The organism is Streptomyces durbertensis, from assembly GCF_014156695.1.
Taxonomy (GTDB): Bacteria; Actinomycetota; Actinomycetes; order Streptomycetales; family Streptomycetaceae; genus Streptomyces; species Streptomyces durbertensis.
Map to the genome: position 1 here is coordinate 1 of NZ_WMLF01000097.1, position 14,929 is coordinate 14,929.

12 protein-coding genes are annotated in these 14,929 nt (G+C 71.5%); 9 read left to right on the forward strand and 3 right to left on the reverse strand.

All coding sequences use genetic code 11. From position 1 onward, the window contains the following. Positions 1-382: 382 nt before the first annotated feature. From GL263_RS09300 to pssA, 9 genes are all read left to right on the forward strand, one after another. Positions 383-2,167 (forward strand): 3-hydroxyacyl-CoA dehydrogenase family protein, encoded by a 1,785-nt coding sequence (locus GL263_RS09300; protein WP_182855124.1) that lies wholly within the window; start codon positions 383-385, stop codon positions 2,165-2,167. Between the two features lie 110 nt (positions 2,168-2,277). After that, on the forward strand, positions 2,278-3,051 hold the full coding sequence (locus GL263_RS09305; RefSeq protein WP_182855125.1) for a TetR family transcriptional regulator: 774 nt from the start codon (positions 2,278-2,280) through the stop codon (positions 3,049-3,051). Positions 3,052-3,337: 286 nt separating this feature from the next. After that, positions 3,338-4,684, forward strand: coding sequence for a crotonyl-CoA carboxylase/reductase (gene ccrA / locus GL263_RS09310; RefSeq protein ID WP_182855126.1), 1,347 nt, complete (start codon positions 3,338-3,340; stop codon positions 4,682-4,684). Between the two features lie 9 nt (positions 4,685-4,693). Then, positions 4,694-6,706, forward strand: a complete 2,013-nt coding sequence (locus GL263_RS09315; protein ID WP_182855127.1) for a protein meaA — start codon at positions 4,694-4,696, stop codon at positions 6,704-6,706. Then, entirely contained in the window at positions 6,703-7,674 is a 972-nt protein-coding gene (locus tag GL263_RS09320) for an HpcH/HpaI aldolase/citrate lyase family protein (RefSeq protein WP_182855128.1), read from the forward strand. The genes GL263_RS09315 and GL263_RS09320 overlap by 4 nt, the downstream gene beginning before the upstream one ends. A gap of 80 nt (positions 7,675-7,754) precedes the next feature. Further along, positions 7,755-8,279, forward strand: a complete 525-nt coding sequence (locus tag GL263_RS09325; protein ID WP_143646149.1) for a MaoC family dehydratase — start codon at positions 7,755-7,757, stop codon at positions 8,277-8,279. A gap of 1 nt (position 8,280) precedes the next feature. Next, positions 8,281-9,486, forward strand: coding sequence for an acyl-CoA dehydrogenase family protein (locus GL263_RS09330; RefSeq protein WP_182855129.1), 1,206 nt, complete (start codon positions 8,281-8,283; stop codon positions 9,484-9,486). Positions 9,487-9,657: 171 nt separating this feature from the next. Then, positions 9,658-10,302 (forward strand): phosphatidylserine decarboxylase, encoded by a 645-nt coding sequence (locus GL263_RS09335; protein ID WP_143646151.1) that lies wholly within the window; start codon positions 9,658-9,660, stop codon positions 10,300-10,302. A 55-nt stretch (positions 10,303-10,357) separates the two neighbouring features. Beyond that, positions 10,358-11,140: a CDP-diacylglycerol--serine O-phosphatidyltransferase gene (gene pssA, locus GL263_RS09340; protein WP_143646160.1), complete on the forward strand. Its 783-nt coding sequence runs from the start codon at positions 10,358-10,360 to the stop codon at positions 11,138-11,140. Positions 11,141-11,254: 114 nt separating this feature from the next. Here pssA and GL263_RS09345 read toward each other — a convergent pair whose 3' ends face one another. The 3 genes from GL263_RS09345 to GL263_RS09355 form a co-directional block, all read right to left on the reverse strand. Beyond that, on the reverse strand, positions 11,255-12,397 hold the full coding sequence (locus GL263_RS09345; RefSeq protein ID WP_182855130.1) for a glycerate kinase: 1,143 nt from the start codon (positions 12,395-12,397) through the stop codon (positions 11,255-11,257). A 200-nt stretch (positions 12,398-12,597) separates the two neighbouring features. Beyond that, positions 12,598-14,019, reverse strand: coding sequence for a phytoene desaturase family protein (locus GL263_RS09350; protein ID WP_182855131.1), 1,422 nt, complete (start codon positions 14,017-14,019; stop codon positions 12,598-12,600). 58 nt (positions 14,020-14,077) lie between these two features. Then, positions 14,078-14,899: an inositol monophosphatase family protein gene (locus GL263_RS09355; protein WP_182855132.1), complete on the reverse strand. Its 822-nt coding sequence runs from the start codon at positions 14,897-14,899 to the stop codon at positions 14,078-14,080. Positions 14,900-14,929 lie beyond the last annotated feature (30 nt).

The following is a 14,929-nucleotide window of genomic DNA, read 5'->3' on the forward strand; positions in this document are numbered from 1 at the left end:
CCGCAGCAACGTCCGCAGCCACTCGTCCATCAAGCCCCAACTCCCCTCCGTCGAGTGGGTCGTCATGTTCGGCGCGGGAGTGGCCCGCGCCACACATGATGGCCCCTTCCGCCCTCTGGTGTTCTTGTTACCGCCGAGTTACGCTGCTCATCAGAGCGGCATACCCGCTCAGGCGGCCTGGTGACGCAGCCGCCGAGAGTGTCAGTCGGTTCACAGCACGAGCACCCCCGCTCGTCGCGGTGTCCGGCCCCGGGACAGGGCCGGCCCGGATATCCCTCCCGCCGTGTCGGCGCGCCCCGCGCATCCACCCGCGCGGTCGCCCCGAGCCCCCGTCGGTGAGCGCACACCCTCGTATCCAGTCGTCACCCCCTGGAGTCCCGTGATGGACCGTCCCCCCCTGTCCACAGTCGCCGTCGTCGGTCTCGGCACCATGGGCACCGGTATCGCCGAGGTGCTGGCCCGTGCCGGGCGCGAAGTGATCGGTATCGACCCCGACGAGTCCGCCGCCGCGCAGGCGGTGCTCACCCTGGAGAACTCCACCGCGCGTGCCGTCGCCCGCGGGCGGCTCACCGAGGAGGAGCGGCAGGACCTGCTCGCCCGCTTCCGCACCTTCGGCGACCTCCAGGCCGCCGCCGACGCCGACCTGGTGATCGAGGTGGCGCCCGAGGACTTCGACACCAAGCGCACGATCCTGCGCGCGCTGGACGGCATCGTGCGTCCCACGGCGATCCTGGCCACCGGCACCAACGCGCTGTCGGTGACCCGGCTGGCCTCGGACACCGCGCACCCCGAACGTGTGCTGGGCATGCACTTCTTCAACCCGGCGCCGGCGATGAAGCTCGTCGAGATCGTCTCCAGCGTGCTCACCGCACCGGACGCGGCGGACGCCGTGACCTCGCTCGCCGAGGAGCTGGGCAAGCAGCCGATCCCGGTCGGCGACCGGCCCGGGTTCGTCGCCGACGGGCTGCTGTTCGGCTACCTCAACCAGGCCGCCGCCATGTACGAGGCGAGGTACGCCTCCCGCGAGGACATCGACGCCGCGATGAAGCTCGGCTGCGGCCTGCCGATGGGACCGCTGGAGCTGCTGGACCTGATCGGCATCGACACCGCGCGCACCGTCCTGGAAGCCATGTACGCGGCCTCCGCCGACCGGCTGCACGCCCCCGCGCCGATCCTGGGCCACCTCAGCCAGGCCGGGCTCACCGGCCGCAAGGCCGGCCGCGGCTTCTACACCTACGAGGCGCCGGGCAGCGAGGTCGTGGTGCCCGACGCGCTCACCCCGGCCGCCTCGCAGGCCGACAGCGGCGCCCGCGAGGTGCGCTCGGTGGGTGTCGCCGGGTCCGGCACGATGGCCAGCGGCATCGCCGAGGTCTTCGCCAAGGCCGGCTACGACGTGGTGCTCGCGGCCCGCAGCGAGGAGAAGGCGGAGAAGGCCAAGAGCCGCATCGCCTCCTCCCTCGACCGGTCGGTGAGCAAGGGCCGCATCAGCCAGGAGGACCGGGACGCCACGCTGGCGCGAGTCACCCCGGCGGGTTCGCTGGACGCCTTCGGCGGGGTCGATCTCGCGGTGGAGGCGGTGGCCGAGGACCTGGCGGTCAAGCAGCAGCTGTTCGCGACCCTGGACAAGGTCTGCAAGCCGGGCGCGGTGCTGGCCACCACGACCTCCTCGCTGCCCGTGGTCGCCTGCGCCCGCGCCACCTCCCGGCCGCAGGACGTCATCGGCATGCACTTCTTCAACCCGGCGCCGGCGATGAAGCTCGTCGAGGTCGTGCGGACCGTGCTGACCGGTGACGACGTGCACGCCACCGTCCGCGAGGTGTGCGGGCGGATCCGCAAGCACGCCGTCGACTGCGGCGACCGCGCCGGCTTCATCGTGAACGCCCTGCTGTTCCCGTACCTCAACAACGCCGTGCGGATGGTCGAGGAGCACTACGCGAGCCTGGACGACATCGACGCCGCGATGAAGCTCGGCGGCGGCTACCCGATGGGCCCGTTCGAGCTGCTGGACGTCGTCGGCCTCGACGTCTCGCTGGCGATCCAGCGGGTGCTGCACCGCGAGTTCCGGGAGCCGGGCCTGGCGCCGGCCCCGCTGCTGGAGCACCTGGTCGCCGCCGGGTGCCTCGGCCGGAAGTCGGGACGCGGCTTCCGCGAGTACGCCCGGCGGTGACCGGCGGCCGAGGCCCGGCGGTGAGCGGAGGCCAGGGCTGGGGCGGGCTGCTCGATCCACACTCGGGCGGCCCGCCCCGGCCCTCCGAGGGGCCGTGTAACGTTCAGCACATGTCGCAGCAGCTCACCACCCCCGCACGCACCCCCGCATCGACCCAGAGGTTGAAGATGCGGCGCGAGCTGGCGGCCGCCGCGATGGAACTCTTCGCCACCAAGGGCTACGAGGGCACCACCGTCGACGAGATCGCCGCCGCGGCGGGGGTGGCCCGGCGGACCTTCTTCCGCCACTTCCGCTCCAAGGAAGAGGCGATCTTCCCCGACCACGACGACACCCTGGAGCGGGCGCGGGCCGTCCTCGACGCCGCGCCGCCGCACGAGAACCCGCTGGACACCGTGTGCCGGGGCATCAAAGAGGTCATGAAGATGTACGCGGCCTCGCCGGCGGGCAGCGTCGAGCGCTACAAGCTGACCCGCGAGGTGCCGGCGCTGCGGGAGCGGGAGATCGCCTCCGTGGCCCGCTACGAGCGGCTGTTCACCCGCTACCTGCTCGGCCACTTCGACGAGGCCGCGCACCGGGACGGCGACCACGACCCGCTGCTGGCCGAGGTCGCCGCCTCGGCGGTCGTCACCGCCCACAACCACGTGCTGCGGCGCTGGCTGCGCGGCGGCGGCGAGGGCGACGTGATGGCCCAGCTGGACCGGGCGTTCGCGATCGTGCGGCAGACCTTCGGCACGGGCTTCGGCGCGAGCCGGGGCGACGCCCCCGGGGAGCCGGAGCCGGCCACCGCCACCACCCGGGGCGAGGTGCTGGTCACCGTCACCCGCACCGACACCCCGCTGCCGGACATCATGCGCACCATCGAGACGGCCCTGCGCACCCGCTAGGGCCCTCTCCCCGCAGCTCACGACGCCCCGCACAAGAACGTGCGGGGCGTCGTTGTATGGGTCACACTGAAACCTGGCACGCAGTGTCTTGCGCACTGGCACTGGGTGTCATAGCGTGCATAGCACTCCGGGCGGTGTCCTACGGCCCCGCCGTCCGTCCGGAAGCCTGCGTCACAGGCACCACGCGCCGACAAGCGCCGCCGCAACACCCGCCGAACCGACGGCACTGCCTTCCCCCGACGTCCCTCAAAGCGTCTTCCCGTACACGCTTCGCCGGAGGCATACCGTGAACCAGATTCTCGACGCGATCCTCTCCTCGGACAGCACCTCCGAGGACTTCGCCAACATCCCGCTGCCCGAGTCCTACCGCGCGATCACCGTGCACAAGGACGAGGTGGAGATGTTCCAGGGTCTCCCCACCCGCGAGAAGGACCCCCGCAAGTCGCTGCACCTGGACGAGGTGGCGCTCCCCGAGCTCGGCCCCGGTGAGGCGCTGGTCGCCGTCATGGCCAGCTCGGTCAACTACAACTCGGTGTGGACCTCGATCTTCGAGCCGGTGTCGACCTTCGGCTTCCTGGAGCGCTACGGCCGCCTCTCGCCGCTGGCCAAGCGCCACGACCTGCCGTACCACGTCATCGGCTCCGACCTGGCCGGCGTCGTGCTGCGCACCGGCCCCGGCGTGAACGCCTGGCGCCCCGGCGACGAGGTCGTCGCGCACTGCCTGTCCGTCGAGCTGGAGTCCGCCGACGGCCACAGCGACACCATGCTCGACCCCGAGCAGCGCATCTGGGGCTTCGAGACGAACTTCGGCGGCCTGGCGGAGATCGCGCTGGTGAAGTCCAACCAGCTGATGCCCAAGCCCGACCACCTCTCCTGGGAGGAGGCCGCCGCCCCCGGCCTGGTGAACTCCACCGCCTACCGGCAGCTGGTCTCCCGCAACGGCGCCGGCATGAAGCAGGGCGACAACGTGCTGATCTGGGGCGCCTCCGGCGGCCTCGGCTCCTACGCCACGCAGTTCGCGCTGGCCGGCGGCGCCAACCCGATCTGCGTCGTCTCCTCCGAGCAGAAGGCGGAGATCTGCCGGAAGATGGGCGCCGAGGCGATCATCGACCGCAGCGCCGAGGGCTACAAGTTCTGGAAGGACGAGCACAACCAGGACCCGAAGGAGTGGAAGCGGTTCGGCAGGAAGATCCGCGAGCTGACCGGCGGCGAGGACATCGACATCGTCTTCGAGCACCCGGGCCGCGAGACCTTCGGCGCCTCCGTCTACGTCACCCGCAAGGGCGGCACGATCGTCACCTGCGCCTCCACCAGCGGTTACATGCACCAGTACGACAACCGCTACCTGTGGATGAGCCTCAAGCGGATCGTCGGCTCGCACTTCGCCAACTACCGCGAGGCGTGGGAGGCCAACCGCCTGATCGCCAAGGGCAAGATCCACCCGACGCTCTCCAAGGTGTACTCCCTGGAGGACACCGGGCAGGCCGCGCACGACGTGCACCGCAACGTCCACCAGGGCAAGGTCGGCGTGCTGTGCCTGGCGCCCGAGGAGGGCATGGGCGTGCGGAACGAGGAGCTGCGGGCCAAGCACATCGACGCCATCAACCTCTTCCGCGACGACGCGAAGGCGTGAGTGCCCCCGATGACTGAACGCAAGAGGGACCGTCCGTGGCTGATGCGGACGTACGCCGGCCACTCCACGGCCGAGGCGTCCAACGAGCTGTACCGGCGCAACCTCGCCAAGGGCCAGACCGGCCTGTCGGTCGCGTTCGACCTGCCGACGCAGACCGGCTACGACCCCGACCACGTGCTCGCACGCGGCGAGGTCGGCCGGGTCGGTGTCCCGGTCTCGCACCTGGGCGACATGCGTCGGCTGTTCCAGGACATCCCCCTGGAGCAGATGAACACCTCGATGACCATCAACGCCACCGCCATGTGGCTGCTGGCGATGTACCAGGTGGTCGCGGAGGAGCAGGGCGCGGACGTCACGAAGCTGCAGGGGACGACGCAGAACGACATCGTCAAGGAGTACCTGTCGCGGGGGACGCACGTCTTCCCGCCGGGCCCCTCCCTGCGGCTGACGACGGACATGATCGCCTACACGGTGAACCACATCCCCAAGTGGAACCCGATCAACATCTGCAGCTACCACCTCCAGGAGGCCGGCGCCACGCCGGTCCAGGAGATCTCCTACGCGATGTCCACGGCCATCGCGGTGCTCGACGCGGTCCGGGACTCCGGCCAGGTGCCGCCCGAGCGCATGGGTGACGTGGTGGCGCGCATCTCCTTCTTCGTGAACGCGGGCGTCCGCTTCGTCGAGGAGATGTGCAAGATGCGGGCGTTCACCCGGATCTGGGACAAGGTCACGCTGGAGCGCTACGGCATCGACAACGCCAAGCAGCGGCGCTTCCGGTACGGCGTGCAGGTCAACTCGCTGGGGCTGACCGAGGCGCAGCCGGAGAACAACGTCCAGCGGATCGTGCTCGAGATGCTGGCCGTCACCCTCTCCAAGGACGCCCGGGCCCGCGCGGTGCAGCTGCCGGCGTGGAACGAGGCGCTGGGCCTGCCCCGGCCCTGGGACCAGCAGTGGTCGCTGCGCATCCAGCAGGTCCTCGCGCTGGAGAGCGACCTGCTGGAGTACGACGACATCTTCGCCGGTTCGCACGTCATCGAGGCCAAGGTCGACGCGCTGGTCGCCGAGTGCCTGGCCGAGATCGACCGCATCCAGGAGATGGGCGGCGCGATGGCGGCCGTGGAGTCCGGCTACCTGAAGTCGCAGCTGGTCGCCTCGCACGCCGAGCGCCGGGCGCGGATCGAGTCCGGCGAGGAGAAGATCGTCGGGGTCAACATCCACCAGGGCACCGAGCCGAACCCGCTGACCGCCGACCTGGACACCGCGATCATGACGGTGGACCCGGCGGTCGAGCAGCGGGTCGTCGAGGCGCTCGGCGACTGGCGGGACCGGCGGGACGAGCCGCGCGCCCAGGAGGCGCTGGCCGCGCTGAAGAAGGCGGCGGCCGGCGACACCAACCTGATGCCCGCCACGCTGGAGTGCGCCCGCGCGGGCGTCACCACCGGCGAGTGGGCGTGGGCGCTGCGGGACGTCTTCGGCGAGTTCCGCGCCCCCACCGGGGTGAGCAGCGCGCCGGTGGCCGTCAGCGCCGAGGAGGGCTCCACGCTCGCCGCCGTCCGCCGCAAGGTGGCCGCCACCGCCGAGGAGCTCGGCTGCGGCAAGCTGCGGCTGCTGGTCGGCAAGCCGGGGCTGGACGGCCACAGCAACGGCGCCGAGCAGATCGCCGTACGGGCCAGGGACGCCGGCTTCGAGGTGGTCTACCAGGGCATCCGGCTCACGCCCGAGCAGATCGTCACGGCGGCCGTCGCCGAGGACGTGCACTGCGTGGGCCTCTCGATCCTCTCCGGTTCGCACGCCGAGCTGGTGCCCGACGTGCTGGAGAGGCTGCGCCGCGCCGGGGCGGGCGACATGCCCGTCATCGTCGGCGGCATCATTCCGAACGCGGACGCCGAGGCGCTGCGGGCCGCCGGGGTGGCGGCCGTCTTCACGCCGAAGGACTTCGGCATCACGGAGATCATCGGCCGTATCGTCGACGAGATCCGAACCGCTCACCAGCTCGACCCCCTGGAGGTCCTCGCATGACTGCCCCCGCTCCGGTCAACCGGCTGCGCCCCCGCCGCTCCTGCCTGGCGGTGCCGGGAAGCAACCCGCGCTTCCTGGAGAAGGCCCAGGGCCTGCCGGCCGACCAGGTCTTCCTCGACCTGGAGGACGCCTGCGCCCCGCTGGCCAAGCCGGACGCCCGGCACCACATCGTGCGGGCCCTCAACGAGGGCGACTGGACCGGCAAGACCCGTGTGGTGCGGGTCAACGACTGGACCACGCACTGGACCTACCGCGACGTGGTCACCGTCGTCGAGGGCGCCGGCCCGAACCTGGACTGCATCATGCTGCCCAAGGTGCAGGACGCCCAGCAGATCGTCGCCCTCGACCTGCTGCTGACGCAGATCGAGAAGACGATGGGCTTCGAGGTCGGCCGCATCGGCATCGAGGCGCAGATCGAGAACGCCAAGGGCCTGATCAACGTCGACGACATCGCCGCCGCCTCGGCGCGCGTGGAGACGATCATCTTCGGCCCGGCCGACTTCATGGCGTCCATCAACATGAAGTCGCTGGTGGTCGGCGAGCAGCCGCCGGGCTACCCGGCCGACGCGTACCACTACATCCTGATGCGCATCCTCATGGCCGCCCGCGCGAACGACCTCCAGGCGATCGACGGCCCCTACCTGCAGATCCGCAACGTGGACGGCTACCGCGAGGTCGCCAAGCGGGCGGCGGCGCTGGGCTTCGACGGCAAGTGGGTGCTGCACCCGGGCCAGGTCGAGGCGTCGAACGAGATCTTCTCGCCCTCCCAGGAGGACTACGACCACGCCGAGCTGATCCTGGACGCCTACGACTACTTCACCTCCGAGGCGGGCGGCAAGAAGGGCTCGGCGATGCTCGGCGACGAGATGATCGACGAGGCGAGCCGCAAGATGGCGCTGGTCATCTCCGGCAAGGGCCGCGCCGCCGGTATGCAGCGCACCTCCAAGTTCGAGCCGCCGACCGACTGACGGCACCGCTTCCCCCGGCCTTCTCCCGGGGCCGCCGCCCGCGGCCCCGGGGCCGATACCGACCACCGGAGATTCACACCATGCAGTTTGGCCGCACCTACGAGGAGTTCGAGGTCGGTGCCGTCTACAAGCACTGGCCGGGCAAGACGGTCACCGAGTACGACGACCACCTGTTCTGCCTGCTGACGATGAACCACCACCCGCTCCACATGGACGTCAACTACGCGGAGAAGACCACCGACTTCGGCCGCAACGTCGTCGTGGGCAACTACGTCTACTCGCTGCTGCTGGGCATGTCCGTGCCGGACGTCTCGGGCAAGGCGATCGCCAACCTGGAGATCGAGTCGCTGCGGCACGTCGCGCCGACCTTCCACGGCGACACCATCTACGGCGAGACGACCGTGCTGGACAAGACGCCCTCGAAGTCCAAGTCCGACCGGGGGATCGTGTACGTGGAGACCAAGGGGTACAAGCAGGACGGCACGCTGGTGTGCGTCTTCCGCCGCAAGGTGATGGTGCCGACCGCCGAGTACATCGAGGCGCGCGGCGGGGAGCAACCGGGCCGGCCCGAGCTTCGTGAGCCCGAGCCCAGGAAGGGGAAGTGAGATGGGACGTCTCGCGCGGACCGAGGGCCTGACGGACATCCAGGAGGAGATCCTGGCCACCGTGCGCGGCTTCGTCGACAAGGAGATCATCCCGGTCGCCACGGAGCTGGAGCACAAGGACGAGTACCCGACCGAGATCGTCGAGGGCCTGAAGGAACTCGGCATCTTCGGTCTGATGATCCCCGAGGAGTACGGCGGCCTCGGTGAGTCGCTGCTCACCTACGCGCTGTGCGTGGAGGAGATCGCGCGCGGCTGGATGAGCGTGTCGGGCATCATCAACACGCACTTCATCGTCGCCTACATGCTCAAGCAGCACGGCACGCAGGAGCAGAAGGACCACTTCCTGCCCCGGATGGCCACCGGCGAGGTGCGCGGCGCGTTCTCGATGTCCGAGCCGGCGCTCGGCTCGGACGTCTCCGCGATCTCCTCCAAGGGGGTCCGCGACGGCAACGAGTACGTGCTCACCGGTCAGAAGATGTGGCTGACCAACGGCGGCTCGTCCAACCTCGTCGCGGTGCTCTGCCGCACCGACGAGGGCCACCCCGAGGGCACCGCGCCGCACAAGTCGATGACCACCTTCCTGGTGGAGAAGGAGCCGGGGTTCGGCGAGGTCAGGCCGGGCCTGACCATCCCCGGCAAGATCGACAAGATGGGCTACAAGGGTGTCGACACCACCGAGTTGATCATGGACGGGCTGCGGGTGCCAGCCGACCGGGTCCTCGGCGGCGAGACCGGGCGCGGCTTCTACCACATGATGGACGGCGTCGAGGTCGGCCGGGTCAACGTGGCGGCCCGGGGCTGCGGCGTCGCCCAACGCGCCTTCGAGCTCGGCGTGTCGTACGCGCAGCAGCGGCAGACCTTCGGCAAGCCGATCGCCCAACACCAGGCCATCCAGTTCAAGTTGGCCGAAATGGCCACCAAGGTGGAGGCCGCGCACGCCCTGATGGTCGGCGCCGCCCGCAAGAAGGACTCCGGGCAACGCAACGACCTCGAGGCCGGCATGGCCAAGTACCTTGCCTCCGAGTACTGCAAGGAGGTCGTGGAGGACGCGTTCCGCATCCACGGCGGCTACGGATTCTCCAAGGAGTACGAGATCGAGCGGCTCTACCGCGAGGCGCCGATGCTGCTCATCGGTGAAGGAACCGCCGAGATTCAGAAAATGATCATCGGCCGGCGGCTCCTGGAGGAGTACCGACTCCAGGGCTGATCATCCCGTTTCGCCCCGCTTCGGGGTGAGATGAGGGTCACATCCGACGTGCCCGCTCACACCTCCGAGCCCGGCGCCGGCTTACCCAGTCGGCCCCGGGCTCGGATACCATCGCGGTAAAGCCGTGGTACTTCTGCATCTGCGCGGCACCCTCCGCTACGAAGGTCTTTCATGCCCCACAGCTCTTCCTCCCCCCGCGCCGGCGTCCGCCTGGCGCGTGGCAGCTCCCCGTGGCTGCTGCCGACCGTCGCCACCGCCGCCGTGAGCCTTCTGCGCGCCCGGCGGTCCCGGAAGGCGGCGGCGCTCGCCGTACCGGCGACCGCGCTCGCGGCAGGCATGCTGTGGTTCTTCCGCGACCCCGAGCGGGAGATCGCCCAGGGGCGGGTCATCTCCCCCGCCGACGGCGTGGTGCAGAGCATCATGCCGTGGAAGGACGGCCGTACCCGGGTCGCGATCTTCATGAGCCCGCTCAACGTGCACGTCAACCGCGCACCGCTGGCCGGCACCGTGACCTCCGTGGAGCACGTGCCCGGCGGCTTCGTGCCCGCCTTCAACAAGGAGAGCGAGCACAACGAGCGGGTGGTGTGGCACTTCGACACCGAGCTCGGCGACATCGAGATGATCCAGATCGCCGGCACCGTCGCGCGCCGGATCATCCCCTACGTGCCGGCCGGCACCAAGGTCGAGCAGGGCGAGCGGATCGGGCTCATCCGCTTCGGTTCACGCGTCGACATCTACCTTCCCGAGGGGGTCGAGCCGGCCGTCGAGGTCGGCCAGACCACCACCGCTGGGGTGACTCGCATTGACCGCGATTGAGTCCGACGATCCGCGCGCCTGGAGCGTGGACGAGGAGCAGGACGACGACGTCGAGATGCCGCTGTCGACGCGGCTCTCCATCGCCGACACCCTGACCCTCGGCAACGCCACCTGCGGCTTCATGGCCGTCTACTTCACCACCACCGGCGTCCTCATCCCGCACCTCACCGGTGCCGAGGACAGCGGTATGGCACGGCACAGCGCCGCGACCGCCGTGATGCTGATGCTGCTCGCGTCGATCTTCGACCTGTTCGACGGCATCGTCGCCCGCAAGCTGCGCAGCAGCGCGATGGGCGCCGAGCTGGACAACCTCTCCGACCTCATCAGCTTCGGACTGGCCCCGGCCTACTTCGTGCTGGTGTGGGGCATGGTCGCCAGCGACGCCCACCAGCACGTCTCCGCGCTGGCCGCGATCGTGGTGCTGCTGGCGGTGGTGCTGAGGCTTGCCAGATTCTCCTGCGTGACCCTGCGGGAGGGCATCTTCCAGGGCATGCCGAGCCCCTTCGGCGCGCTGACGATCGTCTCGATCGTGCTGCTCGAGCTGCCGTTCATCCCCACGCTGCTGGCCATCGTGGGCACGGCGTGGCTGATGGTCTCCCGCGTGGAGTACCCGAAGCCGCGCGGACTGCTGGCGCTCGCGATGCTCAGCTGGATCGTGCTGGCGATGGGCATGCTGGCCGCGTGGGCGTTCAACGCCCCCGGCGGTGAGCTGCTGCTCCAGACCGGCTGCTCGCTCCAGGTGGTGCTGGGCGCGGTCATCCCGCTGTTCGCCACCGCGCGGCGGGTGAACGCCTTCCGCGACAACCGCCGCGAGGCGCGCCTGGCGGCCCGCGGCTGACACCCGGCCCCGAGCGGGGCCGGCCCCGAGCGGGCCGGAGGCATCCCGACACACGACGGTGGGGGTGGGAGGACGATCGTCCTCCCACCCCCACCGTCTGTCGTCACGGGTGGCCTAGCCGGCCAGCCAGTCCTCGGCGAGGCGTTCCGCGACACGCTCCAGCAGCGGGCCCGCCTGGCTCATGGACCGGGCCGGGTCGGACTCGACGAGGCTCAGCGGGTAGACGGCGCTGATACCGGCGGCCCGGGTCTCCTCCTCGCCGATCGCCAGCCGGCCGCACACCGCGACCACCGGCTTCCCGGCCGCCCGCGCGGCCGCCGCCACCCCGGCCGGCGCCTTGCCGTGCAGGGTCTGGAAGTCCATCGAGCCCTCGCCGGTGATCACCAGGTCCGCCCGTTCAAGCGCGGGGGCGAAGCCGAGCACGTCCAGCATGACGTCGATGCCGGGGCGGAAGGTCGCGTCGAGACCGACCAGCGCGCCGTAGCCGATGCCGCCCGCCGCGCCCGCGCCGGGCGCCTGCGCGCACTCGGCGGCACGGGGGCCGACCGTGTCGGCCAGCACCCGCGCGTAGTGCTCCAGCGCCGCGTCCAGCGTCGCCACGTCCGCCTCGCTCGCGCCCTTCTGCGGGCCGTACACGGCGGCGGCGCCCTTGGGGCCGGTGAGCGGGTTGTCCACGTCGCTGGCGAGCACGATCCGCACGTCCCGCAGCCGGGCGTCCAGCCCGGACAGATCCGCCTCGGCCAGCGCGGCCAGCGCGCCGCCGCCCGGGCCGACCTCGCGGCCGTCGGCGTCCAGCAGCCTGGCACCCAGCGCCTGGAGCATGCCGGCGCCGCCGTCGGTGGTCGCGGAACCGCCGACGCCGAAGACGACCGTGGTGGCGCCGGCCTCCACCGCCGCCAGCAGCAGCTCACCGCTGCCGCGCGTGGTGGCCGTCAGCGGGGCGAGCCCGTCGGCGGGCAGCAGCTGCAGTCCCGACGCCTCGGCCATCTCCACCACGGCGGTGTCGCCGCGCAACGCGTAGGAGGCGGTCACGGGCGCGCCCACGGGCCCGGTCACCCGCACCTCCCGGCGTTCGAAGCCGCCGGCGACGGCCGCCGCCACCGTGCCGTCCCCGCCGTCGGCCACCGGCAGCGCCTCGACCTCCAGGTCCGCGCGGACACGCCGGAGCCCGGCGGTGACGTGCTCGGCCACCTGCACCGCCGTGAGTGATCCTTTGAACTTGTCCGCGGCGATCAGCACGCGCCCCGTGTGCGTCATACAGGTTCGTCCCTTGCTTGGAAACGGGTGGTCGCGCCGCCGCCGACCCTATCCGCCCACCGACCAGGTGACCACCGCCGACCACGCTCCGGACGGCGGTCGGCAGGCCGGCAGAACGCCGCGCACAGCGCGACGCACGGCCGGCGGAGGCGCGGTCGACGCGAGGCGTGGTCGGCGGAGGGACGGCGCGAACGGCGCCCTCAGCGCGTCGCGCGGAGGCGGCGCCAGACCGCCTTCGCGGCGTTGTGGCCGGACATGCCGTGGACGCCGGGGCCCGGCCAGGTCGCGGAGGAGCAGAGGTAGACCGCCGGGTGCGCGGTGGCGTAGGGGACCCGCGCGAGGCGCGGCCGCAGCAGCGTCTGGAGGCCCGCGTACGCGCCGCAGGCGATGTCGCCGCCGACGTAGTTCGCGTTGCGGGAGGCCAGCTCGGGCGGTCCGGCCGTGGCCCGGGCCAGCACGAGGTCGCGGAAGCCGGGGGCGAAGCGTTCCAGCTGCCGCTCGACGGCCTCGGTCATGTCACCGCGCCAGCCGTTGGGGGCGTGTCCGTAGACCCAGAAGACGTGGCGGCCGCTCGGCGCCCTGGTCGGGTCGACGAGGCTCGGCTGGGAGGTGATCAGGAACGGGACGTCCGGGGCGCGGCGCGCCCGCGCGACGGCGTGCAGCGCCGCGTTGATCTCCCCGCTGGTCGGTCCGACGTGCACGGTTCCGGCCCGACGCGCGTCGGGCGCGGTCCACGGCACCGGCCCGGACAGCGCGTAGTCGATCTTGAACGCCGAGGGCCCGTACCGGAACGAGGAGAAGGCGCTGCCGAGCCCGGCGATGCGGGCCAGCGCGGTGGGCGAGGTGTCGAAGACGTACGCCCGGGCCGGCGGGAGCTCGTCCAGGCGGCGCACCTCGACCCCGGTGTGAATGATCCCACCCGCCTCCCGCAGGCAGCCGGCGAGCGCGTCGGAGATCGCCTGCGAGCCGCCGCGCGGCACCGGCCAGCCGCGTTCGTGCGCGGCGAGCGCGAAGACCATGGCGATGCCGCTGGTGGTGAAGGTCGTGGGCGGGGTGATCGCGTGCGCGGCCAGCCCGGCGAACAGCGCGCGGGCCTTCTCCTGCCGGAACCGCAGGTTCATCCACGCGGCGGGCTGGATGCCGACCATGCCGAAGCGGGCGAACATCAGCGGGTCCTTCGGCAGCCCGTCCCACGGCACCTTGAAGAAGTCGGCGGCCAACGTGTCCCAGTGGCCGGTGAAGCGGTCCATCAGCCGGCGGTAGGCGCCCGCGTCCTGGCTGCCGAGCGACATGGCCGTCTCCCCCACCGTCCGGGCGAGCGTGACCGCGCTGCCGTCGGGGAAGGGGTGCGCCATCGGCAACTCCGGCTGCAGCCAGTGCAGTCCGTGCCGGGCCAGCGGGAGCTTCGTGAAGGCCGGGGAGCCGACGGCCAGCGGGTGCACGGCCGAGCAGGGGTCGTGCCGGTAGCCGGGGAGCGTCAGCTCCTCGGTGCGGGCGCCCCCGCCGACCGTGCCCAACGCCTCGAACAGCTCCACGCTCAGCCCTCGGCGGGCCAACTCGACCGCCGCCGTCAGGCCGTTGGGTCCGGCGCCGACGACCACCGCGTCACGCGTCCACGGCACTGTGGACCTCCCTCGTCCTCAAGGCTGTCAGGGGCAGAGCACACGCCATCGGTGGTGCTCAGCCGTCCTCACCGGTCAGCAGGGAGAGGATACGCCGCAGGGTGCGCTCGTCACGGGCTGCGCTGAACGGCAGCGCGTTGTCGCGGTCCACCCTGAACGGCTCCCCCGTCACCGTGCTCTGGACGCCGCCGGCCTCGGTGACGAGCAGCAGCCCCGCCGCATGGTCCCAGGCGGACTCCCAGCAGAAGGCGGTGGCGGCGACGTCCCCGGTGGCGACCGCCAGGTACTCCAGCCCCGCCGAGCCGCAGGGACGGGGCGCGACACCCGGCACCCGCAGCCGCTCCAACCGCAGCCGGAACGCCTCCTCGGTGAAGTCCGGGTGCGAGCAGGCCACTTCCAGTTCCTCGGCGGAGGCCGGCGAGCCGGCGCCGATGCGGTGCCCGTTGAGCCACGCGCCGTGGCCGAGTCGGGCGGTGGCCAGTTGGTCGAGCACGGGAGCGTACGTCCAGGAGCCGAGCAGCTCACCGTGTCGCACAAGCGCGACCAGGGTGCAGAAGCCCTCCTCGCCGCGCACGAACTGCCGGGTGCCGTCGACCGGGTCGACGATCCACACCGGGCGGTCCCCGCGCAGCGCCTCGTACCGGGTCGGGTCGGCGTGCACGGCCTCCTCGCCGACCACGACGGAACCGGGCAGCAGCGCGGTGAGGGAGGCGGTCAGGTGCTCCTCCGCCAGCCGGTCCGCGACGGTGACCAGGTCGTGCGGGCCGACCTTCTGGGTGACCTCGTCGGCGTCGAGCCGACGCCAGCGCGGCAGGATCTCCTCGGCGGCGGCCTTGCGGATCGCCTCGGACACCGTCGCCACCAGCTCGTCATCGATCATCACCCCATCCAAGCACGTACCCCCGACATC